At 64.4% G+C, this 26,695-nt stretch carries 28 protein-coding genes; 26 read left to right on the top strand and 2 right to left on the bottom strand.

Annotated elements, in window-relative coordinates; translation table 11 throughout:
* Positions 1 to 278: 278 nt before the first annotated feature.
* From BLU26_RS10885 to BLU26_RS10795, 19 genes are read left to right on the top strand one after another with little or no spacing between them, the layout of a single operon-like run.
* On the top strand, positions 279 to 941 hold the full coding sequence (locus tag BLU26_RS10885; protein ID WP_092286566.1) for a beta-ketoacyl synthase chain length factor: 663 nt from the start codon (positions 279 to 281) through the stop codon (positions 939 to 941).
* Positions 938 to 1,762 carry a lysophospholipid acyltransferase family protein gene (locus BLU26_RS10880; protein ID WP_197674480.1) on the top strand — a complete coding sequence of 275 codons (825 nt, stop codon included), beginning with the start codon at positions 938 to 940 and terminating at the stop codon, positions 1,760 to 1,762. Before BLU26_RS10885 ends, BLU26_RS10880 begins: the two co-directional genes overlap by 4 nt.
* Complete coding sequence (locus BLU26_RS10875; protein WP_092286563.1) at positions 1,704 to 1,973, top strand: phosphopantetheine-binding protein; 270 nt, start codon at positions 1,704 to 1,706, stop codon at positions 1,971 to 1,973. Before BLU26_RS10880 ends, BLU26_RS10875 begins: the two co-directional genes overlap by 59 nt.
* Entirely contained in the window at positions 1,963 to 2,223 is a 261-nt protein-coding gene (locus tag BLU26_RS10870) for an acyl carrier protein (RefSeq protein WP_231701932.1), read from the top strand. The genes BLU26_RS10875 and BLU26_RS10870 overlap by 11 nt, the downstream gene beginning before the upstream one ends.
* Before the next feature lie 14 nt (positions 2,224 to 2,237).
* Positions 2,238 to 2,762 (top strand): COG4648 family protein, encoded by a 525-nt coding sequence (locus tag BLU26_RS10865; protein ID WP_092288452.1) that lies wholly within the window; start codon positions 2,238 to 2,240, stop codon positions 2,760 to 2,762.
* Entirely contained in the window at positions 2,759 to 4,453 is a 1,695-nt protein-coding gene (locus BLU26_RS10860) for an AMP-binding protein (RefSeq protein ID WP_092286559.1), read from the top strand. Before BLU26_RS10865 ends, BLU26_RS10860 begins: the two co-directional genes overlap by 4 nt.
* Positions 4,450 to 5,190 carry a glycosyltransferase family 2 protein gene (locus BLU26_RS10855; RefSeq protein WP_092286557.1) on the top strand — a complete coding sequence of 247 codons (741 nt, stop codon included), beginning with the start codon at positions 4,450 to 4,452 and terminating at the stop codon, positions 5,188 to 5,190. The genes BLU26_RS10860 and BLU26_RS10855 overlap by 4 nt, the downstream gene beginning before the upstream one ends.
* Positions 5,187 to 6,128, top strand: coding sequence for an LpxL/LpxP family acyltransferase (locus BLU26_RS10850; protein WP_092286555.1), 942 nt, complete (start codon positions 5,187 to 5,189; stop codon positions 6,126 to 6,128). Before BLU26_RS10855 ends, BLU26_RS10850 begins: the two co-directional genes overlap by 4 nt.
* Positions 6,103 to 7,671 (top strand): HAL/PAL/TAL family ammonia-lyase, encoded by a 1,569-nt coding sequence (locus BLU26_RS10845; protein WP_092286553.1) that lies wholly within the window; start codon positions 6,103 to 6,105, stop codon positions 7,669 to 7,671. The genes BLU26_RS10850 and BLU26_RS10845 overlap by 26 nt, the downstream gene beginning before the upstream one ends.
* The gene (locus tag BLU26_RS10840; protein WP_092286551.1) at positions 7,658 to 8,098 is read left to right on the top strand and encodes an acyl-CoA thioesterase; all 441 of its coding nucleotides are present in this window, start codon (positions 7,658 to 7,660) and stop codon (positions 8,096 to 8,098) included. The genes BLU26_RS10845 and BLU26_RS10840 overlap by 14 nt, the downstream gene beginning before the upstream one ends.
* Positions 8,098 to 8,643 (top strand): LolA-related protein, encoded by a 546-nt coding sequence (locus BLU26_RS10835; protein ID WP_092286549.1) that lies wholly within the window; start codon positions 8,098 to 8,100, stop codon positions 8,641 to 8,643. Before BLU26_RS10840 ends, BLU26_RS10835 begins: the two co-directional genes overlap by 1 nt.
* Positions 8,640 to 10,877: an MMPL family transporter gene (locus BLU26_RS10830; protein ID WP_092286547.1), complete on the top strand. Its 2,238-nt coding sequence runs from the start codon at positions 8,640 to 8,642 to the stop codon at positions 10,875 to 10,877. The genes BLU26_RS10835 and BLU26_RS10830 overlap by 4 nt, the downstream gene beginning before the upstream one ends.
* 15 nt (positions 10,878 to 10,892) lie before the next feature.
* Positions 10,893 to 12,176: an NAD(P)/FAD-dependent oxidoreductase gene (locus BLU26_RS10825; RefSeq protein WP_092286545.1), complete on the top strand. Its 1,284-nt coding sequence runs from the start codon at positions 10,893 to 10,895 to the stop codon at positions 12,174 to 12,176.
* Positions 12,170 to 12,712: a DUF3261 domain-containing protein gene (locus BLU26_RS10820; RefSeq protein ID WP_092286543.1), complete on the top strand. Its 543-nt coding sequence runs from the start codon at positions 12,170 to 12,172 to the stop codon at positions 12,710 to 12,712. The genes BLU26_RS10825 and BLU26_RS10820 overlap by 7 nt, the downstream gene beginning before the upstream one ends.
* Positions 12,697 to 13,890, top strand: coding sequence for a beta-ketoacyl-ACP synthase (locus BLU26_RS10815; RefSeq protein ID WP_092286541.1), 1,194 nt, complete (start codon positions 12,697 to 12,699; stop codon positions 13,888 to 13,890). The genes BLU26_RS10820 and BLU26_RS10815 overlap by 16 nt, the downstream gene beginning before the upstream one ends.
* On the top strand, positions 13,883 to 14,359 hold the full coding sequence (locus BLU26_RS10810) for an ApeP family dehydratase (RefSeq protein ID WP_092286539.1): 477 nt from the start codon (positions 13,883 to 13,885) through the stop codon (positions 14,357 to 14,359). The genes BLU26_RS10815 and BLU26_RS10810 overlap by 8 nt, the downstream gene beginning before the upstream one ends.
* Positions 14,356 to 15,081 (top strand): 3-oxoacyl-ACP reductase FabG, encoded by a 726-nt coding sequence (gene fabG, locus BLU26_RS10805; RefSeq protein ID WP_092286537.1) that lies wholly within the window; start codon positions 14,356 to 14,358, stop codon positions 15,079 to 15,081. The genes BLU26_RS10810 and fabG overlap by 4 nt, the downstream gene beginning before the upstream one ends.
* Positions 15,081 to 16,343 carry a beta-ketoacyl-ACP synthase gene (locus BLU26_RS10800; RefSeq protein ID WP_092286535.1) on the top strand — a complete coding sequence of 421 codons (1,263 nt, stop codon included), beginning with the start codon at positions 15,081 to 15,083 and terminating at the stop codon, positions 16,341 to 16,343. The genes fabG and BLU26_RS10800 overlap by 1 nt, the downstream gene beginning before the upstream one ends.
* Before the next feature lie 49 nt (positions 16,344 to 16,392).
* Complete coding sequence (locus BLU26_RS10795) at positions 16,393 to 16,848, top strand: hypothetical protein (RefSeq protein ID WP_231701931.1); 456 nt, start codon at positions 16,393 to 16,395, stop codon at positions 16,846 to 16,848.
* A gap of 54 nt (positions 16,849 to 16,902) precedes the next feature.
* Here the strand turns inward: BLU26_RS10795 and BLU26_RS10790 are convergent, their stop codons facing one another.
* On the bottom strand, positions 16,903 to 17,574 hold the full coding sequence (locus tag BLU26_RS10790; protein WP_092286531.1) for a Rossmann-fold NAD(P)-binding domain-containing protein: 672 nt from the start codon (positions 17,572 to 17,574) through the stop codon (positions 16,903 to 16,905).
* Positions 17,575 to 17,736: 162 nt separating this feature from the next.
* Between BLU26_RS10790 and BLU26_RS10785 the strand changes: the two genes are divergently transcribed.
* Positions 17,737 to 18,432 (top strand): tellurite resistance TerB family protein, encoded by a 696-nt coding sequence (locus BLU26_RS10785; protein WP_092286529.1) that lies wholly within the window; start codon positions 17,737 to 17,739, stop codon positions 18,430 to 18,432.
* Positions 18,433 to 18,435: 3 nt separating this feature from the next.
* On the opposite strand, the gene cadR is transcribed toward BLU26_RS10785, so the two are convergent.
* Positions 18,436 to 18,882, bottom strand: coding sequence for a Cd(II)/Pb(II)-responsive transcriptional regulator (gene cadR, locus BLU26_RS10780; RefSeq protein WP_092286527.1), 447 nt, complete (start codon positions 18,880 to 18,882; stop codon positions 18,436 to 18,438).
* A 74-nt stretch (positions 18,883 to 18,956) separates the two neighbouring features.
* Here cadR and BLU26_RS10775 point away from each other — a divergent pair, with 74 nt between their 5' ends.
* The 6 genes from BLU26_RS10775 (at position 18,957) to BLU26_RS10755 (ending at position 26,683) form a co-directional block, all read left to right on the top strand.
* On the top strand, positions 18,957 to 21,143 hold the full coding sequence (locus tag BLU26_RS10775; RefSeq protein WP_092286525.1) for a heavy metal translocating P-type ATPase: 2,187 nt from the start codon (positions 18,957 to 18,959) through the stop codon (positions 21,141 to 21,143).
* A gap of 200 nt (positions 21,144 to 21,343) precedes the next feature.
* Positions 21,344 to 21,499, top strand: a complete 156-nt coding sequence (locus BLU26_RS18590) for a hypothetical protein (RefSeq protein ID WP_157719354.1) — start codon at positions 21,344 to 21,346, stop codon at positions 21,497 to 21,499.
* Between the two features lie 63 nt (positions 21,500 to 21,562).
* Positions 21,563 to 22,393: an alpha/beta fold hydrolase gene (locus BLU26_RS10770; protein WP_092286523.1), complete on the top strand. Its 831-nt coding sequence runs from the start codon at positions 21,563 to 21,565 to the stop codon at positions 22,391 to 22,393.
* Between the two features lie 79 nt (positions 22,394 to 22,472).
* Positions 22,473 to 22,856, top strand: coding sequence for a DUF2946 domain-containing protein (locus BLU26_RS10765; RefSeq protein WP_092286521.1), 384 nt, complete (start codon positions 22,473 to 22,475; stop codon positions 22,854 to 22,856).
* A gap of 94 nt (positions 22,857 to 22,950) precedes the next feature.
* Positions 22,951 to 25,116 (top strand): TonB-dependent receptor, encoded by a 2,166-nt coding sequence (locus BLU26_RS10760; protein WP_092286519.1) that lies wholly within the window; start codon positions 22,951 to 22,953, stop codon positions 25,114 to 25,116.
* Between the two features lie 52 nt (positions 25,117 to 25,168).
* Entirely contained in the window at positions 25,169 to 26,683 is a 1,515-nt protein-coding gene (locus BLU26_RS10755) for a PepSY domain-containing protein (protein ID WP_092286517.1), read from the top strand.
* Positions 26,684 to 26,695 lie beyond the last annotated feature (12 nt).

Genomic DNA, 26,695 nt, shown 5'->3' with positions numbered 1-26,695 from the left:
GCTGCTGCCAACAGCTGTCAGTCTAGACGCTCTCGGCTGGTCTCTGTAGGGTAGTTTTGAGATCATTGTGCCATTATTTGAACTGGTTGGCGCATGCGCGAGCGCTCGTCGGCAAAACGCGGGTGCCCCGGCGGAAGTCTGATATAAATGGCATCGGGGTCGAGCCCTCTGCGCAGTGTGCCATATCGGTGGGGCGGAGTGCGCCGCGTGGAAGGCTTGACCAAACCGCAACCGACCGTAGAATGCCCCCCTCTGCGGCGCAATGAAAGCACTGACGCATGATGAACCTGTTGCTGGAAGACTGGCTGGCCTGGAGTGCCGAGAAAATGGATTTTGCGCTGGATAGCCGGCATGACCTGAGTCAGCGCGAGGGCCCCGAGCCGCCGTTGCCAGCCATGCTGCGGCGGCGATTGGACAGCACCGGCCGCGCGGTCTGTGATGCGCTCAGCCTGCTCGATCCCGAACACCAATATCCGGTGGTGCACGCCTCGCGCCACGGCGATGTGAAAAGCTCGCTGGCCATGCTGCAGGCGCTGGCGGAGCAACAACCCTTGTCCCCTGCCAAGTTTTCCATGTCGGTGCACAACGCGGTGCTGGGTGTGCATTCCATCTCCCGAAAAAATACTCGCTCGATGCAGGCGCTGGCGGCGTGCGGCCACGAGCTGGATGCCATGCTGCTGGAGGCGGCGGGGTATCTGCTGGAAGGCCACGCGGCGGTGCTGGCGGTATTTTCGGACAGCGACCTGCCGGCCGCCTATCAGCAGCAGAGCGCGGGCCCCGAGGCCGCGGCCTGTGTGGCCCTGCGACTGTCGCGCGATCGGGGTCGGGCGCTGCAGGCAAGCGCCGGTGAGGCACCCGCGCAGCCGGCGCCGCTGGATGTGGCGCGTTGGTTGGCCCACGGCGGCGAGCTGCAGGCACAGCAGCGCTGGAGTCTGGCGTGATCGCGCTGCTGGACCGGCTCTGGCGCGGCTTCGGCACGGCGCTGTCGTTTACTGCGTTCGGGGTGGGTGGCGCGCTGCTGGGGTTGTTTGCCGCGCCGCTGTTATGGCTGCTGGTACGCGACCCGCAGCGGCGCCAGCAGGCGGCTCGCCGGCTGATTCAGTACAGCTTTCGCGCCTTTATCGGTCTGATGAAGTTTCTCGGTGTAGCCGATTACCGTATCGACGGATTAGAAAAGCTGCAGCGTCCGGGGCTGCTGGTGCTGGCCAATCATCCCTCGTTGATCGATGTGATTTACCTGGTGGCCTACACCGCCGAGGCCGACTGCATCGTCAATGGCGCGCTGGCGCGCAACCCCTTTACCCGCGGGCCAATTCACATGGCGGGCTACATCACCAACAGTGAGCCGGACGCCGTGCTGGCGGCAGCGCAGCGTAGCCTGGCGCAGGGCAAATCACTGATTCTATTCCCCGAGGGCACCCGCACCTCGCCGCGACGCGCGATCAAGTTTCGCCGCGGTGGCGCCAATATCGCGCTGCGCACGCATACCGCGATAACACCGGTACTGATTAGCTGCACGCCCACTACCCTGACCAAGGGCGAGCCTTGGTATCATATCCCGCCGAGCCGGATTCAGATGCGCCTGCGCGTGCTGGATGACGTCGCGGTCACCAGGGATGAAACACAACCTGCGGGACAGCAGGCCAGACACTTGACCCAGTGGTTGAGTGACTATTTCAACAAGGAACTGGAGCAGTTCAGTCATGAGCGAAACCCAAGATTTGTCGCTGGAACTGAAGCGGATGATTATCGAAACGCTTGAGCTCGAAGACATCACCCCCGACGACATCGAGCCCGATGCACCGCTGTTTGGCGAAGGCCTGGGCCTGGATTCCATCGACGCGCTGGAAATCGGCCTGGCGCTGCAGAAGCAGTACGGCATCAAGCTGGATGCCGAGGCCGAAGAAACCCGCCAGCACTTCACCAGCCTGAATGCCTTGCAAGCGCTCGTGGAGGACCGCCGTGTCAACTGAATCACCAAGCCGTGAGGCGACTTTCGCCCAGGTGCGCAAGACCCTGGTCGAGCTCTTCGAGCTGGACGCGGATGAGATCACCCCTGAAGCGCGTCTGTACGAAGACCTGGATATCGACAGCATCGATGCCGTCGATCTGGTGGTTGAGCTCAAGCGCTACACCGGCAAACGCCTGAACCCTGAAGACTTCAAGTCGGTGCGCACCATCGACGATGTGGTTAACGCCGTCGACCGCATCATGCAGCCCTGACAATGGTTTACCGGATGCTGAAGTGGGCAGGGATGCTCGCCCTGATCGCCTGGCCCTTTGCGGTCTATGCGCTGCACGGGCAGGTGGCCAGTGGCTGGCTGTTGCTGGTGGGCGCGGCCCTGCTGGTCTGGCGCCTGCCGCAGGCGCGACCATTGGCCTTGCTGGCGGCGGCGCTGTTGCTGCTGCTCGGCTTGCTCGGCGAAGCCGAGCTGGGCATGCGGGCCTACCCGGTGGCGGTCAGCCTGATCATGCTGGCGCTGTTTGCCGGCAGCCTGCTGCGCGGCATGCCGATCGTCGAACGTCTGGCGCGGTTGCAGGAGCCTGATCTGCCGCCCGAAGGCGTGCGTTACACGCGCAAGGTGACCTGGGCCTGGTGCGGCTTTTTCATCCTCAATGGCAGCATCGCGGCCTGGACAGCGGTCTACGCCGATCTCGCCACCTGGACCCTGTATAACGGCTGCATCAGCTACCTGCTGATGGGGCTGATGTTCGCGGTGGAATGGCTTTGCCGTCGCCGCCTGCGCCGGGGGCTGACATGAGTTTTCAGCCGCTGGTTGAGCGCCCCTGGCTGCGTCAGGGCGCGGCCGTCGAGTTACCTGCACACTGGTGCCAGCTGCCCCCGTTGTTGACGCTGCGGCGGCGCTGGCTGCACTGGCTGGCCGACCAGCCCAGTGGCCAATGGCTGCTGCATCAGCCCGATCCGCTGCAGTTTACCGCTGCGCTACTGGCGCTCTGGGATAGTGGCCGCATCGCGGTGCTGCCGGCTGATGATCGTCCGGAGACCCTGCAGGCCATCGCCGCCGAGCTGGACGGGCAATTGCCCACCAGCCTGCCGCCGAACGCTCTGGAATGGGACGAGCTTGAGCCCAAGCAACTGCCGCCACTGGAACCGCAGGCCATCGCTCTGGCGCTTTATACCTCGGGTTCCACTGGCCAGCCGCTGCGCTTGAGCAAACGCTTTGATCAGCTCGACAGTGAACTGGCGGTGCATGCCGAGCTTTGGCCGCTGGCCGGCGCGGCGGTGATTGCGCAGGTCAGTCACCAGCACATCTACGGCTTGCTGGCCGGGGTGCTGCATCCGCTCTGCGCCGGCGTGCCCTTTTGCGGCCGTGACGCCCTTTACCCCGAGGTGCTGGCAGCACGTCTGAGTGAGGCGCAGAACGCCGCGCTGGCAGCTGTGGTGGTCAGTTCGCCTGCGCCTCTTTCACGCTTGCCCGCGCACATCGACTGGGCCGCCGCCGGTACGCCGCTGCGGCTCTTTTCTTCCGGCGCACCGCTGCAGCTCGAGCACGCGGCGCAGGCCGAGCGCTTGTTGCAGGCGCCGGTACTGGAGATTTACGGCAGCACCGAGACGGGCGGTATCGCCTCGCGCCAACAGACGCAGTCCGCGGTGTGGCACGCGTTGCCGGGCGTGGATTGGCAGGTGGCAGGCGATACGTTGTTGCTGCATTCGGCCTTTCTTGAGCAACCGGCGCTGGGCTGGCAGCAGGCCGACCGCGTGGCGGCGCAGGCGAACGGCTTTGTCTTGCTTGGGCGCGGCGACCGGGTCGCCAAGGTGGCCGGCAAACGGGTCTCGCTGGAGCAGATTGAGCAACGTCTGGGGCAATTGCCCGAGGTGACCGCCGTGCGCTGCGTCGATCCCGGCCGTGCGGATGGCCGGCTAGGTGTGGTGGTGGCCCTGCGCGCCGACGCTCTGCCACAGGGCCACGCCGCGCGCCGTGCGCTGACCGAGCGCCTGCGCACGCTGCTGGCCGATCAACTCGAGCGCGTGGCCTTGCCGCGCTACTGGCGGTTTGTCGAGCAGCTGCCCAGTAACGCGCAGGGCAAGCTGGATCGTGCGCTGATCGCACGGCTGTTTGCCGATCTGGACGATGACCGTCTGCCGCGTTGGCTGGGCGAGCAGTGGCAGGATGCCGAGCATTGCTGCCAGCATTATGAGGTGCCCGAGCGACTGATCTACCTGCGCGGCCATTTCAACGGCTTCGCCCTGGTGCCGGGGGTGGTGATGATCCAGTGGGCACTGCAGGCCGCCGAGCAGAGCTTTGGGGCGCTGGGCCAGTTTCAACGGCTGGAGCGCTTGAAGTTCCAGACCATGCTGCGTCCCGGCATGCGCTTTCAGCTGACGCTGGCGCGCAAGCCGGACGCGGTAACCTTCACCCTGGAGTCCGCCGCGGGCCGTCACTGCACCGCCACCGCGCGCTTTCTAGCCGCTGCGGATGTGCCCGCATGACGACGCCATCGGTCTGCGCGCTGATCCCGGTCTACAACCATCCGACCACCATCGCAGCGGTCTGCAACCAGCTGCAGCAACTGGGTTTGCCGGTGCTGCTGGTCGATGATGGCAGCGATGCCGAGTGCGCCGCCGTGCTGGACGAGCTGCAGGCCGCCGGCCATCAGCTGCTGCGCTTGCCGCACAATCAGGGCAAGGGCGCCGCGGTGCGCGCCGGTCTCGCCCGCGCCGAGCAGCTGGGCTACAGCCATGCCCTGCAGGTAGACGCCGACGGCCAGCACGCGGTCGCCGATCTGCCGGGCTTTCTGGCCGCCATGCGGTCGCAGCCGCAGGCCCTGGTGATTGGCTATCCGCAATATGACGACAGCGTCTCGCGGCTGCGCTTTTACGGCCGCTATGCGACGCACATCTGGGTCTGGATCAATACCCTGTCGCTGGCCATCCGCGATTCCATGTGTGGTGCGCGCATTTATCCGCTGGCAGAGGTCAATCGTCTGCTGGCGGCGCGGCTCTGCGGCAATCGCATGGCCTTTGATACCGAGGTGCTGGTGCGCTGGCACTGGCGCGGCGGGGCGGTGATCAACCTGCCGGTACAGGTGCACTATCCGGAGGGCGGCGTCAGCCACTTCAACCTGTGGCGCGACAATCTGCACATCTCGGCCATGCATGCGCGGCTATTTTTTGGCATGTTGCGCCGTGCGCCGGGCTGGCTGTTGCGCGGCAGGAAGCGCGCATGAGCGAGCATTGGGCACAGATCGGCGAGCGCGGCAGCCTGCTGGGTATGCAGCTGCTGGTGTGGATTCAGCGGCATCTGGGTCGCTGGCCCTTTCAGTTGGTGCTCTGGCCGGTGATGCTCTGGTATTTCCTTAGTCATGGCACCGCGCGGCGCGCGTCCTGTGACTACTGGCGGCGGCTGGAACCAGCCTTGGCGAGCCGCCCGCTTAGGCTGTACTGGCGCAGCTTTGCTCACTTCATGAGCTTCGGTAACACGCTGATGGACAAGGTCGCAGGCTGGAGCGCCCCGGTCGCCGACGAGCGCCTGTGCGGCGACGGTGTGGCGCGCTTTGCGCAGGCGCTGGAAAGCGGCCAGGGCGGACTGGTGCTGGTAGCCCACCACGGCAACCTGGATATCGCCAACGCCATGGCTGAGCGACATCCGCGTCTGGACCTGCTGGTGCTGATGCACACGCGCAATGCCGGCAAGTTCAACCTGTTGCTGGAGCAGGTCACCGGGCGGCCGCGGCCGCAGATTCTGGAAGTGACGGAAATCACCCCGGCTACCGCGCAAATGCTCGATGAGCGCATTGCCGCAGGCGGTTTTGTGGTGATTGCCGCCGACCGGCCGCCGGTCAATGGTGGGCGGCAGCGCGAGCTGGATTTCCTTGGCGCCCCGGCGACCTTCCCAGAGGGGCCGTTCTGGCTTGCCGCCCTGCTGCGTTGCCCGCTCTACACCCTGTCGTGCGTGCGCGTGGGTGAGCGCTTTCGTATTCGTTTTGCCGCCTTTGACGACACCCGCCAGCTGCCGCGCAAGGCGCGTGAACAGTGGCTGGCCGAGGCCATGCAGCGCTATGCCGATATCCTCGCCGGCTGGGTGCGTGAGCAACCGCTGCAGTGGTACAACTTCTTCCCTTTCTGGTTGGCTGAGAAACATGAGTCTGACAAACACCCGCACTGACACCGCGCCCGCCTGCCTGCAACTCGACGGCAGCCCGCTGAGCATTGAGCAGGTGCTGGCCGTTGCCCAGCGCCGCTGCCGCGTAGCGCTGTCGCTAGAACCAGCATTCCGTGAACGCATCAGCGCGGGTAACCGCTTTCTTGAGCAACTGCTCGCGGAAGAGGGCGTGATCTACGGCGTTACCACCGGGTACGGCGATTCCTGCACCCGCGCGGTGCCTGCCGAGGTGCTGGGCGAGTTGCCGCAGCACCTGTACACCTTTCACGGCTGCGGCCTGGGGCAGGTGCTCTCGGCCGAGGCGTCGCGGGCGGTGGTCATGGTGCGGCTGGTGTCACTGTGTCAAGGTTACTCCGGGGTCAGTTGGGAGCTGCTGGAGCGCCTGGTCTGGCTGTTGGAACAGGACGTGCTGCCGGTGATTCCGGAAGAGGGCTCGGTCGGCGCCAGTGGCGATCTGACGCCGCTGTCCTATCTGGCGGCGGTACTCTGTGGCGAGCGCGAGGTCTGGGTTGCCGGTGAACGCCGCGCCACCGCCGAGGTGTTCGCCGAGCGTGGCCTCACGGCCTACCAGCTCAAGCCCAAGGAAGGCCTGGCGTTGATGAACGGCACCGCGGTGATGACCGCGCTGGCGCTGCAGGCGTTCGCCCGCACCGAATACCTGGCGCGGCTCAGCACTCGGCTTACCGCCCTCAGCGTCTACGCGCTGGACGGCAATCCCTATCACTTCGACGAGACACTGTTCCGCGCCAAGCCGCACCCCGGCCAGGCGCAGGTCGCCGCGCGGCTGCGTGAGGATCTGCACGCGCCGGCCACCCCGCGTAATTCACCGCGCCTGCAGGATCGGTACTCCACCCGCTGCGCGCCACACGTGATCGGTGTGGTGGCCGATGCCTTGCCATTCTGGCGGCAGTTGCTGGAAACCGAGCTGAACAGCGCCAACGACAACCCGCTGATCGACGTCGAGGGCGGCAAGGTTATGCATGGTGGCCACTTCTACGGTGGCCATGTGGCCTTCGTCATGGACAGCCTGAAGCAGGCGGTCGCCAATCTTGCCGACCTGCTCGACCGCCAGTTGGCGCAGTTGGTGGATACCCGTTTCAGCCACGGTCTGCCCGCCAACCTCAGTGGTGCCAGCGCCGCGCGCGCTCCGCTGAACCATGGCTATAAGGCGGTACAGATCGGCGCCTCGGCCTGGACTGCCGAAGCGCTCAAGCTGACCATGCCGGCGAGTGTGTTCTCACGCTCAACCGAGTGCCACAATCAGGACAAGGTGAGCATGGGCACCATAGCCGCGCGCGATGCGTTGCGCGTATTGACGCTGGTCGAACAGGTCGCAGCTGCGGTGCTGCATGCGGTCTGTCAGGGCGTGGAGCAGCGCAGCCAGCTGGCGGACGCTGCCCCGCTGCCAGTGCAATTGGCGGCTTTTGTCGCCGACTGCCGCGAGCAGGTCGCCCCCTTGTGTGAGGACCGCGCGCTCGAAAGCGATCTGCGTCACCTGTGCGGCCTGATCCTGCAACGCCACTGGAGCCTCTATGACGCCCGCTGAACACCCGCTGCCGCAGGCTGAAATCTGCCTGACCATCCCCTTCCACGATGTGGATATGATGCATATCGTCTGGCACGGGCATTACGTGCGTTATCTGGAAATCGCCCGCTGCGCGCTGCTGGATGAGCTGGATTACAACTACAATCAGATGCGTGACTCCGGTTACGGCTGGCCGGTGATCGACATGCGTCTGCGCTACGCGGCGCCGGCAGTGTTCACCCAGCAGATTGCCATCGAGGCGCGGCTCAGTGAATGGGAAAACCGCCTGAAGATCGATTACACCATTCGCGATGCCGAGACGCGCAAGCGGCTTAATCGCGCCTGGACGGTGCAGGTCGCGGTCGGCGTTGAGGATCGGGAAATGCGCTTTGAATCACCCGCCGTGCTGCGCGAGAAGCTTGCCGCCTGGCAACAGAGGAACCGCTGATGCGCCGCTTGCTGCTGTTGGTCGCTATGGTGTTCAGCCTGCCTGCTGCGGCAGAGCTGGATAGCACAACGCTGGGCGCACAACTGGCCGAGCACAGCCCGCAATGCAGCCATTTTGCGCAGACCCGCTGGCTCGACGACCTGGAAGCCGAGCTTGCCAGCAACGGCTATTTTCAGCGCAGCGACAACGCGTTGATCTGGCAAACCCTGACACCCGTCGACAGCCGACTGGTGCTGAGGGCCGATAACCCGGAATTGCCGCTGGCCTACCAGGTGATTCTGCCGGTGCTGAATGGGCTGCTCGGCGGCGACTGGGCTGCCTTGCAGGAGCACTTTAGCGTTGAGCTGAGCGGCGAGCTGGGCGACTGGCAGGCTGCGCTGAAACCAACCGACAGCGTGGTAGCCGAGCGTCTCAAGCATCTGCAGGTCCGGGGTGGCGAGCAGGTGCGGCAGCTGCAGATTGATTTTGTTTCCGGTGACCGCATGACCCTGCAACTCAGTCCGGCCGATTGCGCCGCGCTGCCCGGCGACAGCGGCGCGTCGTGACCCAGCGCGCGCTGGCCTGGCTTTGGGCTGGAGTTTTGCTGGCCTGTGCAGCGCTGCTGGTTAGCCAGCTGCGGCAGGCCGACTTTTGGGATACGCGCATCACCGCGTTGTTGCCCGCCAGCGATCAAGACAGCCTTGTGCAACAGGCCGACGGCCAGTTGTCTGTCGCGTTCGAGCACCGCTTTGTCATCCTCATCAGCGGCCCGCAGCCAGTGGCAGATGCCAAGGCGTTGCAGCAGTCGCTGCGCGACGCAGGCCTGAGCGCCGAGCCGTTGACGAATCGTCCTGATCAGGCGCTTTCCGCCTACCGCTACGGCTTGCTCAGCGACGATCTGGCTGCGGCTGACAACCCGCAATGGCTCAAGCGCGCACTCACCCGGTTGTTGCTGCCCGGCGGCAGCGAGGCGTTGGCACAAGATCCTTTCGGCATTCTCGACAGTTGGCTCGGCGAGCGCTTCGGCGCTTCGTTAACCCTGCGCGAGGGTGTGCCCACGCTACAGCAAGGCGATCAGCTGTGGGCCCTGGTCAGTGGCGAGCTGACCGGCAGTCCTTACCAAATGGCAACGCAGCAAAAGCTAACCAGCGCTCTGGCCGACTTTCACGCGCAGCATCCGCAAGCCCAGTTGTTGCGTTCGGGGCTGATCTTCCATGCGGCGGCGGGTGCCGCGCAGGCGCAACGCGAGATGTCCAGCCTGGGGCTGGCCTCGCTGCTGGGCCTGTGTGTACTGTTCTGGTTGGTGTTCCGGCGGCTGCGCACCCTGGCGCTGTTGCTGGTGCCGGTGGCTTGCGGCCTGCTGTTGGCGCTGCCGCTGACCGGACTGATCTTCGGCGGGTTGAATCTGCTGACGCTGGTGTTCGGCGTCAGCATTATCGGCATCGCCGTGGACTACGCGCTGCACCTGCAATGCCAGCGGGAACTGGTCGCCGCGCAGCCCGGTCGGTCGTTCTGGTCGGCGCTGTTGCTGGGTTTGTTATCGACGCTGATCGCCTACCTGGTGCAATTGATTACGCCCATGCCGGGTTTGCGGCAGATGGCCTGCTTTGCCGCGCTGGGCCTGCTCGGCGCCTGGTTGACGGTGCGTCTCTGGTTGGCGCGCTGGCCGTTGTCGGTTCACCCGGCCACGGCGCGTTCGGCGGCCATTATCGCGCCGTTACGCTTAGCTACCGGGCAACGCTGGCCTTGGATTTTGCTGGCGCTGTTGCTGCTGGCAGCGCTGGCGCTGAGCGTTGGCAGACTGCAATTCAACACCAGCCTGCGGCAACTGAACCCCTCGCCAGCGCAGTTGATTGCAGAGCAGCAACAGGTGCAAAGCAGCTTGCAGCAACCCAGTGGTAGCCGCTATTTACTGGTCAGCGCGGCGGATCAGCAGGGGTTGTTGCAGCGGCTGGAGCGTCTCGATCCGGCGTTACAGCAATTACTGAGCACTGGCGAGCTGTCGGCCTATCAACATCCGGCGCGGCAACTGCCTTCACTGCAGCGCCAACAGCAGAATCGACGTGAACTGCGCGAGCGTTACCAGCAACTACTGCCCCAGCTGAGTGCCGCCAGTGGCCTGCCCGAGCGGCTGCAACAGCAGGCGCTGGCAGCGCTTGATGAGGCTCCCTTGCTGCAACCGACGCCGTGGCTGAGTTCACCGGCGGGGGCCGCCGATGCAGCGCTTTGGCTAGGCGAGCAGCCGCACGGCGAGTGGGTTGCGGTGGTTGCCTTGGGCGATGCGACGGCGGCGGGAGAGGTCGTTTTGCAGCAGTTGGCGCAAGCCGATGATGTGCTGTACCACGACCGGGTGACGGCCTTGTCTGCGCAGCTGGCGCGCCTGGCCCACAGCATGGCAAGCTGGCTGGCGGCGGCAGTGGTGTTGCTTGCGCTGCTACTCGGCTGGCGCTTTCGCGGCGCGGCCTGGCGCGCGCTCTTGCCGCCTCTGGGCGCGGTGCTGCTGACGCTGGGTTGCCTGTCGTTGACCGCAGGGGTCGGGTTGTTTCACCTGCTGGGGCTGTTGCTGGTGCTGGGCATTGGTCTGGATGCGGGCATCTTCAGTGCACAGGAACCCGACAGCGAAGCGGCCTGGCTGGCGATCAGCCTGTCCTGCGCGTCCAGCCTGCTGGCGTTTGGGCTGTTGGCGTTCAGCGCCACCCCGGCGCTGCATTTTCTTGGCCTGACCTGCTTGTTGGGTCTGGCTTTTACCTGGGCACTGGTGCCCTTCGCGCGAGCCCGCCGGCTCGATCATTCACGCTAGTTGCAGGGAACGCAGATGCAGAACACTACGCTGACAGACGGAGCCGTTGAGCAGGTCGATGTAGCCATTATTGGTGCCGGACCGGCCGGTGCTGCGGCAGCGGCCTGGCTGGCGCGCGAGGGTTTGCGCGTGCGGGTGCTTGAGCAAAGTACCTTCCCGCGCTTCTCGATTGGCGAGAGCCTGCTGCCGCAATGCATGCAGTACCTGCAGGAGTGCGGCTTGTTGGCGGCGGCGCAGGCGGGTGGCTTTCAGTACAAGGATGGCGCCGCCTTCTGCTGGCGCAATGAATCGGCGGCGGTACTGTTTACCGAGAAGTTCAGCGCTGGCCCCGGCACCACCTGGCAGGTGCCGCGCGCTGACTTTGACCAGCGGTTGATCGCAGGCGCACAAGCGCTCGGCGCCGAGGTGCTGTTCGGCTGCAGGGTGACCGACTTTGTCGCCGATGCCGCGCAGCCACGCCTCAGTCTGGTCACCGCCGAGGGCGAGGCGCAGCAGTTGCAGGCCCGTTTTGTGCTGGATGCCAGCGGCTACGGGCGGGTGCTGGCGCGGCTCACCGGGTTGGCTTGCGACTCGGTGCTGGAGTCGCGCTGCGCGCTGTTCATGCATGTGGAAGACCGCATTGATAGCCCGAATTACGACCGCAACAAGATTCTCATCGGCATCCACCCGCAGCTGCCGGGTGTCTGGTACTGGCTGATTCCGTTCAGTGATGGCCGCGCTTCGGTCGGCGTGGTGGGTGATCGCGCAACGCTGGAGCAGGCCGGGCAGAATGATGCCGAGCGCTTGTGGGCCATGTTGCGCCAGGAGCCGCGCTACGCTGAACTGCTGAAAAATGCCGTGCAGGTGCGTGACACTGGCCGACTGGAAGGCTACTCGGCCGCGGTCAAGCAGCTACATGGGCCGGGCTTTGCGCTACTGGGTAACGCCGGCGAGTTTCTTGATCCGGTGTTTTCCTCGGGTGTGACCATAGCGCTGCACTCCGGCTGGCTGGCGGCACCGCTGGTGCAGCGTCAGCTGCGCGGTGAAGCGGTGGACTGGCAGAGCGCGTTCGAGCTGCCGCTGCGCGCCGGTGTGGATACCTTTCGCGAGTTTGTGCTTGCCTGGTACGACGGCCGTCTGCCGCGGATCATTTTCAATGAGCGCCAGCCCGAGCGGATTCGGGGCATGATCAGTGCGGTGCTGGCTGGCTACGCCTGGGACACCGACAATCCGCTGGTCGCCGCCAGCCGTCGGCGCCTGGACGCGCTGGCAGAAAGCAGCACCGACAGCCGCTTTGATCTGGCTGCGGGCGCATGCTGAAGCGCGCTCTTGGTGGTCTGCTGCTGGCGCTGTGGCTCAGCGGCTGTGTCATGCAGCCCGCACCAGCGCCATCGCTGGCAGCGTTACCGGTGGCGCCGGCGCAAACGCTGCAACTGCGCTTTGAGCATGCCGGTGAAACCCATCTGATGATTGGTGTGCTGCGCCGTGATACCGACAGCCTGCGCTTGGCACTGTTGAGCCCGCAGGGGCAACGGCTGCTGAGCTGGCAACGTGACGCCAGCGGGGCACACATGGAGTCCGCAGTGTGGCAGCCTCCCTTCGATGCCGAGTGGCTGGGTAGCCGCCTGGCCTGGTCGCTCTGGCCTGCCGAGGCTCTGCATCAGGCCTTTGCCGGCAGTCGCTGGACGCTGCAAGGCAGCCCGCAGCAACGTGCGATTTATTATCGCAAGCAGCTGATTGCCAAGGTTAAAATGGACGGCCATTGCCGCCTGATCGACGACCTTGACGCCGGCTACCAGCTCACCATCACCGTGGCCGATGCCGCGCGGAACACCATGCCATGCCCGAGCTTTTGACTGCCCTGCAAGACCAGCCTTGTCGCCTGTCGACGCCAGCGCTTTTGTGCTCGCTGGGTGACAATCTGGCTGCTATTGCGCACAAGCTGTTCACCGGGGAACGCGGCCTGACCGTGACGGATCGTTTCACCCCCGGCCGCGCTCTGCCACTGGGGCTGGTAAGCGGCGAGTTGCCGTCCATGCATGACTGGCCGGCCGAACACCGCTCACGCAACAACCAGCTGCTGGCCGCAGCGCTGCAGCAACTGGCACCACAACTGGCCGCCCTGCGCGCGCGGCAGCCCCAGGCGCGTATTGGCGTGGTGTTGGGTACCAGTACCTCGGGTATTGGGGAGAGTGAGGCGGCCGTGGCGCATTTTCAGCAGCATGGCGACTGGCCCGCGAGCTTTACCTATCAACGCCAGGAGATAGGCTCACCCTCGGCCTTTGTCGCCGCGCACTTGGGGCTGGATGGCCCGGCTTACACACTGTCGACTGCCTGCAGCTCCAGCGCTCGCGCACTGGCCAGTGGCCGCCGGCTGCTGGCGCTGGGGCTCTGCGACGCGGTTATCGCCGGTGGCGCCGACAGTCTCTGTGCGCTGACGGTAAACGGCTTTGCCGCGCTGGAAGCGGTGAGTGACCAGCCTTGCCTGCCGTTCTCGCCGCAGCGCCGGGGCATCAACATTGGCGAGGCGGCGGCACTGTTTCTGCTGACCCCCGAACCCGGTGGCATCCAGCTCGCCGGGTATGGCGAAAGCAGTGACGCGCACCATATTTCCGCACCGCTGGCCGACGGCAGCGGCGCCCAGGCCGCAATCCAGGCTGCACTGAACATGGCCGGCATCAGCGCTGCCCAGGTGGATTACGTCAACCTGCACGGCACCGCCACTGCGCAGAACGACAGCATGGAGGCGCAGGCCATTCATCAACTGTTTGGCGACCAGATACCCTGCAGCTCGACCAAGGCGCTAACCGGCCATACGCTGGGCGCCTGCGGCGCGCTGGAGGCGGCCTTCTGCTGGCTAGCGTTGCGCGAAGGCTGCCTGCCACCGCAGGTCAACGACGGCGTAACCGACCCTGCGCTGGCGCCGATTCGCCTGGCCACCGCCGACGCGGCGCCGCTGCGCAGGGCGTTAAGCAACTCCTTCGCCTTTGGCGGCAACAACGCCGCGCTGCTGCTAGAGCGCCTTGATGATTGAGCTGAATACCCCCTGCCCGATTGCCCCCTACGTGCCCCATGCGGAGGGCATGTGCCTGCTGGATCAGTTGCTCGAATTCAACAACGATCATCTGTACGCCGAGGTCACCCCCGGCGAGGACGATCTGTTCGCCACGGCGCAGGGTATCCCCGGTTGGGTCGGGCTGGAGTGGATGGCGCAGGCGGTGGCGGCGTGGTCCGGCGTGCAGGCGGTGCAGGCGGGCGAGCCGCCGGCGGTGGGCTTTCTGCTGGGTTCGCGTCGCTATCAGACCAGCGTGGATCACTTTGCCTTGAATGTGCCACTGCGCATCGAGGTGTTTCTGGATTTTCGTGCCGACAATGGCCTGGGCGCTTTCCGCGGCCAGCTGCTGGATCAGCAGGGCGCGGTGCTGGCCAGCGCGACCCTGAACGTTTATCAGCCCAATTCGGCCGAGGCGCTGACTGCGCTGAGCAATGGAGAAATGCCATGACCGACACCATCTTGATTACCGGCTCCAGCCGTGGCATCGGCCAGGCGGTTGCATTACGGCTGGCCCGTGACGGCTTTGACATAGTGCTGCACTGCCGCAGCCAGCAGGCCGCCGCCGAGCAAGTGGCCGAGCAGGTTCGCGCGTTGGGGCGCAGTGCCCGGGTGCTGTGTTTTGATGTGGCCGACCGCGCTGCCGCGAACGCCGCACTGGAAGCGGACGTCGAGGCGCACGGCGCCTATTACGGCGTGGTCTGTAACGCCGGCGTGACCGCTGACGGCGCCTTCCCGGCGCTCAGCGACGATGATTGGGACCGGGTCATTCACACCAACCTGGACGGTTTCTACAATGTGCTTAAGCCGCTGATGATGCCGATGATTCGCCGCCGCAAGGCCGGGCGCATCGTGGTGATGTCGTCGGTCTCCGGGGTGATGGGCAACCGCGGCCAGGTCAATTACAGTGCCAGTAAGGCGGGCCTGATCGGTGCGGTCAAGGCGTTGGCGGTGGAGCTGGCCAAGCGCAAGATCACGGTCAACTGCGTGGCGCCGGGGCTGATCGAGACCGAGATGCTGGATGAGCAGATCATCAGCGAGGCGATGAAGGCGATCCCGATGCAGCGCACCGGCACCGTGGAAGAAGTGGCCGCGGCCGTGAGCTTTTTGTGTTCGGCAGAGGCCGGCTATATCACCCGGCAGGTGCTGTCGGTCAATGGAGGACTGTGCTGATGGATGGCAAGGCAGTGCGCGCCGATGGGCTGGGACGCCGCGTGGTGATCACCGGAATGGCGGGGTTTTCGCCCATCGGCAACGATTGGCCGAGCATCGCCGCCAACTTGCAGGCGATGCAGACCGGCATCCGGCATATGGATGACTGGGCTGAATACGAGGGTCTGAACACCCGGTTGGGCGGCCCCGTCGCGCCCTTTGAATTGCCAGCCCAGTACACCCGCCGCGCCATGCGCAGCATGGGCCGCGGCGCGCGTATGGCAACCCGTGCGAGTGAGTTGGCGCTGGCCGACGCAGGGCTGCTGGGTGACCCGCTGGTGGGCAGTGGTGACATGGGCATTGCCTATGGCGCCTCGGCCGGTGAGCCGGATGCCGTGGCCGATTTCGGCAATATGCTGATCAACAAGTCGACCGACGGGCTGAATGCCAACTCCTATATCCGCATGATGGCGCACACCGCCGCCGTCAATATCGGCGTGTTTCTCGGCGTGCGCGGGCGCATACATACCACCTCCAGTGCCTGCACCTCGGGCAGTCAGGGCATTGGTTACGCCTATGAGGCGATCCGCTTCGGCCGCCAGAAGGCGATGATCGCCGGCGGCTGCGAGGAGCTTTCTGCCTCGGAAGCGGCGGTGTTTGACACCCTGTTCGCCACCAGTACGCGCAATGATGCGCCGCACACCTCGCCGCGCCCGTTCGATGTGGCGCGCGACGGTCTGGTGGTGGGTGAAGGCGCCGGTGCGCTGATTCTGGAAGATCTGCAGCATGCACTGGAGCGCGGCGCGACCATCTACGCCGAGGTCATGGGCTTTGGTACCAACAGCGATGGTCGACACGTTACCCAGCCGGATGCCGAGATGATGGAGCGCGCGATCCGCAACAGCCTGGACGATGCCGGCCTGCAGCCTGGGCAAATTGGCTACGTCAGCGCCCACGGCACGGCAACCGATCGCGGCGATGTGGCCGAAAGCACCGCTACCCACGCGGTGTTTGGCAGCACCACGCCGATCAGCGCGTTCAAGAGCTTTACCGGTCACACCCTGGGCGCCTGCGGCGCGCTGGAGGCCTGGGTCGCCATCGAGATGATGCGCGCCGGCTGGTTTCACGCTACCGCCAACCTGGACCAGCCGGATACTGCCTGCGCGCCGCTGGACTACATTCGCGGCGAGGCGCGCGCGCTGCAATGCGATTACGTCATGAGCAACAACTTTGCCTTTGGCGGCATCAATACGTCGCTGATATTCCGCCGCTGGGCTGATTGAGCCCGGCGCACAGCATCACGCAAGCAACCACTGACCAATAGGACTGACGATGAAAAAAGGAATGCTCACTACCACCGCTCTGGCACTTACCCTGGGCCTGCTGGCCGCTGGCAACGCGCAGGCACGCGATACCAAGCTGATGTTATCGATTGCAGAGGCGATGAATTCGGCTGATTTTCAGGAGAAGCTCGACTCCACCATTACCTTCAGCTTTGGCGGCCTGCCAGCAGGTAAAAGCATCGGCGAGCGCCACGGCAACTACACCAGCAACAAGAAGACCAACGCCTTCGGCAAGAGCGACCAAGAGGCCTGTCGTTGGGCTCTGCTTTCCGCGTTGCTGAGCTTCCAGGATCGGGTGCGCAGTGAGGGCGGTAACGCGGTGGTCAATCTGGAAAGCTACTACAAGGCCAATCCGATGATCTCCACCACCGAGTACGAGTGCCATGCCGGCGGGGTGATCGCCGGTGTTGCGCTGCGCGGTGATGTGGTGACGCTGGCGCCCTGATCGCTCAGAGCGTTTGCGCGCTCAGGGCTGTCCCGCGCGCACCCTCATGCCCGCTTAGCGCTGGCGTGGGATTGCGCTGGATTCGATCACCTGCTGGCCGACCGGCGCCATCAGCGCGGCCTGTAGCATGGCGGCCGCTACATCGCTGGTCTTGATCGCCCGATAGCGTTTGGGGATGATCGGCTTGAGGCCGCGTGACAGCAGCAGGCCGAACACTTCGCCGGGGCGGTCATCGGCCCGGGGGCCGCCATCCAGCAGCGATGGCCGCACCAGCGTGAGCGAGCGAAAATCCATGGCTTTCAGGTCCTGCTCCACCTCGCCTTTCACGCGCAAATAGAAGGATCCCGAGCGGGGACTGGCGCCTACCGAGGAGTTAAGCACAAAGGTGCGCGTGCCGGCGCTCAGGCCGTGTTGCGCCGCGGCGACCACGTAGTCGCGGTCGACCCGGCGAAAGCCATCCTTTGAACCCGCCTGTTTCAGCGTGGTGCCCAGTGCGCACAGCGCAGCGTCGGCGTGCCACCAGTCGGCGTCTGCCGGCAGGGCTTCGAAATCGACCTGCGGGTTGCGCAGGTGCGCATAGTGACTGACCGAGACCGGCAAGGGGTGTCGGGTGGGCGCCACTACCTGACTCACTGCCGGGTTGGCCAAGGCCTGTCGCAGTACTTCCATGCCCACCAGTCCGCTGCCGCCAAATACCAGCAGGGTCTTGCCCGCGGTCTCGTTCATTATTGTGATGTCCTTCGCAAAGTCAGTTTCAGTTAAGCCTAGTGTGAATAATTCTGCCCGGCTGGATTGGAAAAATGCAGCAACAACTTGCCGACTCGTCACGGGAGCCTTGCGCGCTGCGCCGGGTCGAACTGTCGATTGCAGTCAATTGTGGAGAGCAGAATGAATACAGGTGGATTACTGGATCAGTTGTTGAAGGCTGGTAGCAGCATGCTCGGTGGTCAGAATGGCGGCGCCCCGCAGGGGCAGCGGCAGGGCAGCGCCGGCAATAGCCAACTGAGCAGTCTGCTCAGCGGCGCTGGCGGTGGTGCGCTGGCCGCCGGTGCCGTCGGCCTGTTGCTGGGCAGCAAGAAGGCCCGCAAGTTTGGTGGCAAGGCGGTCAAGTACGGCGGTCTGGCGGCGTTGGGGTTGGTTGCCTACAAGGCCTACAGCACCTGGCAGCAGAACAACCAGGCCGCGCCCCAAGGCCAGCCACAGACGGTGGACCGGCTGCCCGCACCGCAAGTGGAACAGCACAGCCACGCGATCCTGCGGGCGGTAATCGGTGCGGCCAAGGCTGATGGCCATGTGGATGACCGTGAGCGGCAGTTGATTGATGCCGAAATTGCCAAGCTCACCAGCGATCCGTCCATGCAGCGCTGGTTCGATCAGGAGTTGAACAAGCCGCTGGATCCGGCAGATATCGCCAGCGCCGCGAGCACACCGGAAATGGCCGCCGAGATGTATCTGGCCAGCGTGCTGATCGTGGATGCAGAAAACTTCATGGAGCGCAGTTACCTGCAGGAGCTGGCCAGCCAGCTCAAGCTCGACCCGGCGTTGAAGGCCGAGCTGGAGAAGGAAGTACGCGCAGCAGCCTGAGGCTCAATGGCCGTGGCTGCGCCCGACACGGGATGCGGGCTCGCCCGCCTGCACCGCGCCACTGGTTTCCAGTCGGTGAAGGATGCCGCAATGATCGACAGCGCTGGTGCTGCGACAGCGGTGGCGCAGATCGATCAATTGCTCGCGCAGCTGACCCAGGCTGCGTAGTCGGCTGCTGACGTGCTCGATGTGCTCGTCAATCAGGCCGTTGACGTCACCGCAGCTGGCCTGGGGTTGCAGACGCAGTGCCAGCAACTCGCGAATCTCGTTCAGCGTCATGTCCAGTGCCCGGCAGTTGCGGATAAATACCAACTGTTCCAAGTGACGCTCGTGGTATTGCCGGTAGTTGCCTTCGCTGCGACCGGGCGCCGGTAACAGACCTTCCCGCTCGTAGTAGCGCACGGTTTCCACTGCGGTACCGGTCAATTCGGCCAGCTTGCCAATTCTCATATTGTGGTCTCCGCTTGACCTTGTAGCGACTTCAGGGTTTTTACTGTGCCTCACAGTTACTTGGAGAGTCCAGCATGGCAGGTGAAAATACGTCTTCTTGCGTCGCTCAAGGCTGTTGCGCCGCGGCCAAACCCGCAGCGCCTACCGCGCCCCTGGCAGAGGGCGCGCAGCGCAGCCGCATACGCATAGAGCAAATGTGCTGTCCGGTCGAGGAGCGGCTGATCCGAGGCAAGCTGGAAGGGCAGCCGGGAGTCGGTCAGCTGCAATTCGATCTGTTGCAGCGACAACTCACTCTCGAACACGCGCCGAAGCAGCGCGACGCCATTTTGCAAAGCCTGCGCGAGCTGGGCTTCAAGCCACAGTTGCTAGGCCCGCAAGCCACGCCGCCGCCAAGTACCGCGCAAAAGTCCTGGTGGCCGCTGGCGCTGGGTGCTGTGCTGGCATTGGCCGCCGAGGTGCTGCATTTTATCGGGCAGGCCCCTGAGTGGTCGGCGGCGCTGCTTGCCCTGGCGGCAATCGCATGCAGCGGCATCAGCACGTACCGCAAGGGCTGGCTGGCGCTGCGCAACCTGAGTCCCAACATCAATGCTTTGATGAGCCTCGCCGTAACCGGCGCGGTGCTGATTGGCCAATGGCCGGAAGCCGCCATGGTGATGGTGCTGTTCGCCGTCGCTGAGCTGATCGAGGCGCGATCATTGGATCGCGCGCGGGACGCCATTGCCGGTTTGATGGCGCTCAGCCCGGAGCAGGCGCGCGTGCAGCTTGCTGATGGCAGCTGGGTATTGCGCGAGGTTGCCGAAGTGGCTGTCGGCGCACGCGTGCGGGTTGCGCCGGGTGAGCGTGTTGCGCTGGATGGCGAGGTCCGTGCGGGGCAATCAGCACTGAATCAGGCGCCTATCACGGGTGAAAGTCTGCCGGTTGAAAAGGCACCAGGCGATCAGCTGTTCGCCGGTACCATCAATCTGACCGGTGAGCTGGAGTACAGGGTTACCGCCCCCGCGGCGCAATCGACCCTGGCGCGCATCATTCTCGCTGTCGAGCAGGCGCAGGCTGAACGTGCGCCCATGCAGTGCTTTGTCGACCGCTTTGCTGCTGTTTACACGCCCTTGGTCATGCTGCTGTCCCTGTTGGTGGCGATAGTACCGCCACTGTTGCTGGGTTGGCCCTGGGATGACTGGATTTATCGCGCGCTGGTGTTGCTGGTGGTGGCTTGCCCCTGCGCGCTGGTGATTTCCACACCGGTTACCATTGTCAGCGGCCTGGCTGCGGCCGCGCGCATGGGCATTCTGATCAAGGGTGGTGTTTATCTGGAGCAGGGGCACCGTCTGCAGGTACTGGCGCTCGACAAAACCGGCACGCTGACCGAAGGACGGCCGCAGCAGACCGATTGTGTGCGTTTGGTGTCCGCCGCCGAACTGCCGGTGGCGCAGCTTGCCGCCAGCCTGGCAGCTCGCTCTGATCACCCGGTGTCACAGGCCATCGCCCGCCACGCGGCGACAGCGGGGCAAAGCATCCTGCCGGTAACCGGCTTTCAGGCGGTGCCGGGCCAGGGGGTGCGCGGACAGATAGGCGCGGCAGACTACCACCTGGGCAATCATCGGTTGGTGGACTCGTTGGGTTTGGGATCGCCGGCGCTGCGGGCTCAGCTGCAGGCGCTTGAGCAGCAGGGCAAAAGTGCTGTGGTGCTATGCTCGAACGCTGCGCCGCTGGCGATCCTGGCGGTGGCCGACCGACTGAAGAGCAGCAGTCAGGAGGCCATTGCCCAGCTGCACGCGCTGGGGGTTGGCACCCTGATGCTTAGCGGCGACAACGCGCCCACGGTGGCGGCGATGGCGGCACAGGCGGGAATCGACGAGGCCCATGGCGAGTTGTTACCCGAGCACAAGCTGGCGCGGATTGCCCAGCAGCAGGCGTCGGGCCGGCGGGTGGCCATGGTGGGTGATGGCATCAATGATGCGCCTGCCCTGGCCAAGGCGGACATCGGTTTTGCCATGGGCGCAGCGGGGAGCGACAGCGCGATAGAGACCGCCGACGTGGCGCTGATGGATGATGATCTGCGCAAGATTCCGCAGTTCATCCGGCTGTCGCGCCGCAGCATTCGCATACTCTGGCAGAACATCGCCCTGGCGCTGGGGATCAAGGTAGTGTTTCTGTTGCTCACCCTGATGGGAATGGCAACCCTATGGATGGCGGTCTTTGCCGATATGGGAACCAGTCTGTTGGTGGTCGCCAATGGCTTGCGGCTGTTGCGCCAGCGATAAACCGAACCGACTAACGGCAGATGGCGTCAATCCGGCGTCGTTTGCGGGCGCAAGTGCTGCAAGGCGTCAAACTTGGCGCGTATTGTCAGTCATCTGGCGCTGCACCGCTGGACGGCGTATGTTTTATGCAACAAACTGTTGTCAGCAAATAAAAATAATATTTCTGCATCCCACAAAGATGGGGTGAAGGAGACAACAGCATGATCAAGTCCGGCTCTTCCTGGTTTGTCCCTGTGGCTCTGGCCCTGGTGTTTGGCGCAGCCTCCGTGTTCGTTTCGCAGCAGTCGCCGTTGCCGGCTGCCGACCTGTTCGGCGCCCCCGTGGCGGTGGTGAGCGATATCTTCAGCCGGTTCTGATCTGCTCCCAGCGCGTCTTGCGCGCCCCACGGATACGGGGCTAGACCCCGGTTATGGATAACGATGAAGGTTCAGGCAAACGGCGTAACCAACGAAGTCTATGTGCGCGGTGCCGGGCAACCGGTGCTGATGTTGCATGGCAACCCCGATAGCCACGTCATGTGGCTGCCGCTGATCGCCAAGTTGCGTGGCAACTACCGCCTCATCGTGCCCGATCTGCCGGGGTTTGGCGCCAGCAAGACGCGCGCCGATCACGCCGAGGTCACCCTGCAGGGCATGGCTGACTGGGTCGGCCACCTGCTCGATGCCATGCAGGTTGATCGCCCGGTCGATCTGCTGCTGCACGATTTTGGCGGCGTTTACGGCCTGGCGTTTGCCACCACCTATCCGGAGCGCGTGCGCCGCCTGGTCATCACCAATACCGTCTTCCAGCAGGATTATCGCTGGCACTTCTGGGGCCGTGTCTGGCGCAAGCCGCGCCTGGGTGAGTTGGCGATGTCACTGATGGGCATACCCGGGATCGGCAAGCTGATGTTCAGCGCCTCGCTGCGCGCCGGCGGCCCCGGCCTCAGTAAGCAGCAAATTGCCGAAGCCTATCGCCACTTCACTGCTGCGGTACGTCAACAGGTGTTAAGGCTCTATCGGGCGACGGATCCGGCTAACTTCGCCGGTTGGGAAACCCGCATGCTGGCGGTGACCGCAGAGCATCCCACGTTGGTGTTGTGGGGGCAGCGTGACCCGTTCATTGCCGCGCGCTACGCCGAGCGTTTTGGTGCGGCCAAAGTGGAGCGGTTTAGCGATGTGGGTCATTGGGTGGTAGTGGAAGCCGCGGATCGCGTGGCGCCCCTGATCGACGCGCATCTGCTCGCAGGCAGCGCCACTGTGGCCGCGTGATCTGCCCTTGGGCTGGCGCGACATTCTGTAGCTGCACGCGGCGTTCCGCGGCCCGCGAAGCCCTGCTAGACTTGCCGGCATGACGCCCTCTCGCTCACAACGCTCACTCTTTGCCTGGCTGCTGTATTTCAGCATTCTGTTCAATGTGCCGACCTGCGGTCTGCTGCATGGACAGATGGCGGGCATGCAGCTGAGTGGCGTGGGGATCGTGTTCTGCTCATTGGGTTACGGCGGCAGCGTTGATTTGAGTGCGGACGATGGCGCCATTGCCAGCAGCAACATGATGGCCTTCAAGTGCCCGGTTTGCGGTGCAATCAGTATTTCCATCGGCATGTTGTTTGCGCTGGCGTGGCTGCTCATGCTGCGCCGCGATCGCCCGACGCCGCTGCGCCAGGCGGCGCAGCGGCTGTATCCACGCTACGCCTGGCCGCCGGCCAACCCCAGGGCTTCACCGCTGTTCTGACTTTTCCACCGCCTGCTGGCGGTATTGCCGCTCTTGCTCCCAGGCGCCTTGTAGGCCAGGTGAGTGAGCACTCGGATTTGTCAGGAACGACCCAATGAAATCGATTTTTCTTCGCTCTACCGGCGTGCTGCTGCTCTGCGCGCCTGTCTCATATGTTTTTGCTCAGGACGCCCTCGAATTACCCACGCTGGAGGTTATCGGCAGTAAGCAGGATCCCGTAGGACTGCAGCTGGATGTGCCAGCGGAGAGCGGTTCGCGACTGGATATAACCCCCCGAGAAACACCCGCCTCGGTGTCGGTGGTTAACCGCGAGCAGATCAGCGCCCGTGGCGCGGAAAATACCCAAGACATGCTGGCCAGCATTCCTGGCGTAACGGCCGCAGCCCCGCCTGGCTTTGCCGGCTTTACCTCCTGGCGCGGCTTTACCGGCTCGCAGGTGACGCAGATGTTCAACGGCATTACGGTGCAATACGATGCCATCGCCGCCCGCCCGGTGGATAGCTGGGTCTACGACCGCGTTGAAGCCATCGGCGGCGCCTCAAGCTTTCTCAATGGCTCGGGCGGTGTTGGCGGCTCGATCAACTACATCAGCAAGCTAGCCGATCCAGCGCAGTCGTTTATCGACGGCCGCGTCAAATACGGCAGTTTTGACAGCCGCGAGTTGGCGTTCGGACTGAGCCAGCGGCTCACCGAAGGGCAGGTGCGCAATACCCTGCGCCTGGATGTCAGCCAGACCAACAGCAACGGCTATGTTGATCGCGAGGAACGCAGCGCTTTTACCTCGGCACTGTCACTGCGTACCGACTTCAGCGAGCGGCTGTCGCACACCCTCGCGGTGGAATATCAGAATGAACAAGTCGACAGTCCCTATTGGGGCACGCCGGTGCTACAACCCATCGGCGGTGAAATGAAGATCGACGAGAGCCGCCGCTTTGAGAACTACAACGTTGAGGATGGCCGCTACGAGCAGCGGGTGCGCTGGCTGCGCTCGATCACCGAGTACTGGCTCAGCGAGCAGACGCGGCTGCGCAATACTTTCTATCACTACAACGCGCAGCGGGATTATCGCAACCTGGAGCGCTACACCTACACGCCGGACAACAGCCAGATCAGCCGTTCGGCGGCCTTGTTGCAGCGGCACGATCAGGAGGTCAACGGCGACCGTGTCGAGCTGCTGCATAACAGCCGCCTGTTCGACCGTAAAAGCGACTGGTCGCTGGGGCTGGATTACAGCCATAACGTACAGACGCGCTACCCGCGCTCGATTTCGGCGGTGTTTGACGTGGTCGATCCGGGCAACTTTGACCCTGGCCACTTCTACGATATTCCCGGCATGACGCCTGGGCATGATCCGCAGCGCAGCAATGAGCTCAACACCTGGGCGCTGTACCTGGAAAACCGCACCGAACTGACCGATCGCCTGGCGCTGCTTACCGGCCTGCGGCACGACTGGATTGACTTGCAGGTGACCAATCATCAAACGCCCTCGGCCACCAACCCGGCCGAGTTCGGCCAGACCTACGAGCCCACCACCGGACGCATTGGCCTGGTCTACGAGCTTACCCCTGCCGCCAACGTCTATGTGCAGTACAGCACGGCGGCTGATCCGCCGGCGGGTGTGTTGACCACCGCGAGCTTCGGCCAGACGCAGGATTTTGATCTGACCACCGGCGAGCAGTGGGAGGTGGGCAGCAAGTTCGACTTTCTTGATGGACGTGGCTCGGCCACCGTGGCGCTCTACCAGATAACTCGCAAGGATCTGGCCACCAATGACCCGAACAACCCCGGTGAGACCCTGCCAGTGGGGCAGCAGTCCTCCACCGGGATTGAGCTGGCCGGCTCGCTCTGGGTGACGCAGAAGCTGCTGGCCGAGGGAAACGTCGCCTGGGTCGATGCCGAGTACGACGAGTTCAACGACAACGTTGCTGGCGTGGCGGTCTCACGTGCCGGCAACACGCCCAGCAATGTACCCGACAGGGTCGCCAACCTGTGGCTGACCTATGACGTCGCGCCACGCTGGCAGCTGGGTATGGACACGCGTTACGTCGCCTCTGTCTACGCCGATGCTGCCAATACCCTGTCGGTACCGTCCTACACGCTCTTTGGTGCTTTCGTTGGCTATGAGCTGGTGGAAGATACCCAGCTGAGTCTGCGTGGACGCAACCTGACCGACGAGGTGTACGCGCGACAGGCCGGCTCCACCATGCTCTACCTTGGCGCGCCGCGCAGCCTTGAAGTGGCGCTGCAAACCCGCTTCTGACCAGTAGACAGCCGCCGGCGGGTGCCAGCCACTCGCCGGCCGGGAGAGAGTGATGAAACGCTATCTGTTTCTCTGGCATCGCTGGTTGGGTATAGCGCTCTGCCTGTTCATGGCCATGTGGTTTTTTTCTGGCGTGGTGATGGTGTACGTGGGTTACCCCAAACTGACGCCCCGCGAACATCTGGCCCACTTGCCGCCGCTGGCGCTGGAAAATTGCTGCGTCGCGCTGAGCTCGATGACGGCAGATGCCGAAGGCGCATTGCAGACGGTGCGGCTGACCAGCCTGCGTGGCGAGCCGCATTATGTACTGACGTTCGCCGGTGGCCAGCGCCAGGTGGTGAATGCGCGTGATGGCGCGCGGGTAAAATCGATCAGCCCGGCGCAGGCCTTGCAGGCGGCGCAGCAGTTTGCTCCGCACACGCCAATGCAGGCCCAGGGTTTGATTGATGAAGACGCCTGGACGCACTCGCGCGGGCTGGATACCGAGCGGCCGCTGTACCGCGTGCAACTGCAGGACCCCGAGCAGCGGCTGCTCTACATCTCCAGCCAAACCGGCGCGGTGGTGCGCGACGCCACGGCCAACGAGCGACTGTGGAATTGGGTGGGAACCTGGATTCACTGGCTTTATCCGCTACGTGGCAACTGGCTGCAACCTGCCTGGCACAACACCGTGGTGTACCTGTCGCTGGCGGCGACGGTGATGGCGCTGCTTGGCATGTTGCTGGGGGTGATGCGTTGGCACGGTAAACGGCGTTATCGCAATGGCTCGCACTCACCTTATCAGGGTATGGGGCGCTGGCATCATCTGGTCGGCTTGGGCGCAGGTGGCCTGCTGGTGACCTGGGTTTTCAGCGGCCTGATGTCGATGAACCCCTGGTCGGTATTCAGCCCGGCTGTTTCTTTGGATACCCGAGCCTATGCCGGCGGCGCGCTGGTACCTGAACGTGTCGGGCAAAGCCCGGCGCAGTTGCTGCAACGCTTTCAGCGCAGCGGGCTGATACCGGTCGAGTTGGTGTGGCGGCAGGTGGCTGGTGAGGCGCTGGTGGTAGCGCAGGACGCCCAAGGTGCCACGCGGGTGAGCCTGGGCGGTGGGCCGGTCCTCGAGCGTGTGCCGACTGCCGTGCTCGAGCGCGCGGCAGCGGCGGTGTGGCCCGCCGAGCCACCGCACATGCAGTGGCTCAATGACTACGACTTCTACTATTACCCGCGTACCGAGCACAGCATGCTCGGGCACTTGGCCAAGCCGTTGCCGATGCTGCGCGTCGCCTACCCGGATGCCGCACAAACCTGGCTGCATATCGACCCCTACACTGGAGAGATTCTCAGTCAGGCCGGTACCGGCCGCCGGGTGTCACGCGTGCTGTTTGCGCTGTTGCACAGTTGGGACTGGTTGCCGCTGCTGCAGAACCGGCCGCTGTGGGATGTGCTGATGGTTGGCTTCAGTCTGGGCGGCCTGATCATCAGCGTTACCGGCGTGGTGCTGGGCTGGCGTCGCTTGCGCCGCAAGGCAGGCGCACGGGCGAGTCAGCGCGCCAGGGCCTCACGCTGGTCAACCAGCTCAGGTTGACCGCGCTGAAAG

Origin of the sequence: Halopseudomonas sabulinigri, from assembly GCF_900105255.1 — a bacterium.
In the GTDB taxonomy this organism is placed as follows: domain Bacteria; phylum Pseudomonadota; class Gammaproteobacteria; order Pseudomonadales; family Pseudomonadaceae; genus Halopseudomonas; species Halopseudomonas sabulinigri.
Note: the sequence above shows the minus strand (reverse complement) of the source record. Positions and strands in the feature narration are given on the sequence as shown.

Bases quoted from the DNA above. Each gene is read 5' to 3' on its own strand.
- BLU26_RS10835 (WP_092286549.1), top strand. From the start codon at position 8,098: ATGCGCCGCTTGCTGCTGTTGGTCGCTATGGTGTTCAGCCTGCCTGCT.
- BLU26_RS10795 (WP_231701931.1), top strand. From the start codon at position 16,393: ATGAAAAAAGGAATGCTCACTACCACCGCTCTGGCACTTACCCTGGGC.
- cadR (WP_092286527.1), bottom strand. From the start codon at position 18,882: ATGAGAATTGGCAAGCTGGCCGAATTGACCGGTACCGCAGTGGAAACC.
- BLU26_RS10810 (WP_092286539.1), top strand. From the start codon at position 13,883: ATGATTGAGCTGAATACCCCCTGCCCGATTGCCCCCTACGTGCCCCAT.
- BLU26_RS10865 (WP_092288452.1), top strand. From the start codon at position 2,238: ATGCTGAAGTGGGCAGGGATGCTCGCCCTGATCGCCTGGCCCTTTGCG.
- BLU26_RS10790 (WP_092286531.1), bottom strand. From the start codon at position 17,574: ATGAACGAGACCGCGGGCAAGACCCTGCTGGTATTTGGCGGCAGCGGA.
- BLU26_RS10775 (WP_092286525.1), top strand. From the start codon at position 18,957: ATGGCAGGTGAAAATACGTCTTCTTGCGTCGCTCAAGGCTGTTGCGCC.
- BLU26_RS10815 (WP_092286541.1), top strand. From the start codon at position 12,697: ATGCCCGAGCTTTTGACTGCCCTGCAAGACCAGCCTTGTCGCCTGTCG.
- BLU26_RS10755 (WP_092286517.1), top strand. From the start codon at position 25,169: ATGAAACGCTATCTGTTTCTCTGGCATCGCTGGTTGGGTATAGCGCTC.
- BLU26_RS10785 (WP_092286529.1), top strand. From the start codon at position 17,737: ATGAATACAGGTGGATTACTGGATCAGTTGTTGAAGGCTGGTAGCAGC.
- BLU26_RS10860 (WP_092286559.1), top strand. From the start codon at position 2,759: ATGAGTTTTCAGCCGCTGGTTGAGCGCCCCTGGCTGCGTCAGGGCGCG.
- BLU26_RS10820 (WP_092286543.1), top strand. From the start codon at position 12,170: ATGCTGAAGCGCGCTCTTGGTGGTCTGCTGCTGGCGCTGTGGCTCAGC.
- BLU26_RS18590 (WP_157719354.1), top strand. From the start codon at position 21,344: ATGATCAAGTCCGGCTCTTCCTGGTTTGTCCCTGTGGCTCTGGCCCTG.
- BLU26_RS10885 (WP_092286566.1), top strand. From the start codon at position 279: ATGATGAACCTGTTGCTGGAAGACTGGCTGGCCTGGAGTGCCGAGAAA.
- BLU26_RS10845 (WP_092286553.1), top strand. From the start codon at position 6,103: ATGAGTCTGACAAACACCCGCACTGACACCGCGCCCGCCTGCCTGCAA.
- fabG (WP_092286537.1), top strand. From the start codon at position 14,356: ATGACCGACACCATCTTGATTACCGGCTCCAGCCGTGGCATCGGCCAG.
- BLU26_RS10855 (WP_092286557.1), top strand. From the start codon at position 4,450: ATGACGACGCCATCGGTCTGCGCGCTGATCCCGGTCTACAACCATCCG.
- BLU26_RS10760 (WP_092286519.1), top strand. From the start codon at position 22,951: ATGAAATCGATTTTTCTTCGCTCTACCGGCGTGCTGCTGCTCTGCGCG.
- BLU26_RS10825 (WP_092286545.1), top strand. From the start codon at position 10,893: ATGCAGAACACTACGCTGACAGACGGAGCCGTTGAGCAGGTCGATGTA.
- BLU26_RS10800 (WP_092286535.1), top strand. From the start codon at position 15,081: ATGGATGGCAAGGCAGTGCGCGCCGATGGGCTGGGACGCCGCGTGGTG.
- BLU26_RS10765 (WP_092286521.1), top strand. From the start codon at position 22,473: ATGACGCCCTCTCGCTCACAACGCTCACTCTTTGCCTGGCTGCTGTAT.
- BLU26_RS10850 (WP_092286555.1), top strand. From the start codon at position 5,187: ATGAGCGAGCATTGGGCACAGATCGGCGAGCGCGGCAGCCTGCTGGGT.
- BLU26_RS10875 (WP_092286563.1), top strand. From the start codon at position 1,704: ATGAGCGAAACCCAAGATTTGTCGCTGGAACTGAAGCGGATGATTATC.
- BLU26_RS10840 (WP_092286551.1), top strand. From the start codon at position 7,658: ATGACGCCCGCTGAACACCCGCTGCCGCAGGCTGAAATCTGCCTGACC.
- BLU26_RS10770 (WP_092286523.1), top strand. From the start codon at position 21,563: ATGAAGGTTCAGGCAAACGGCGTAACCAACGAAGTCTATGTGCGCGGT.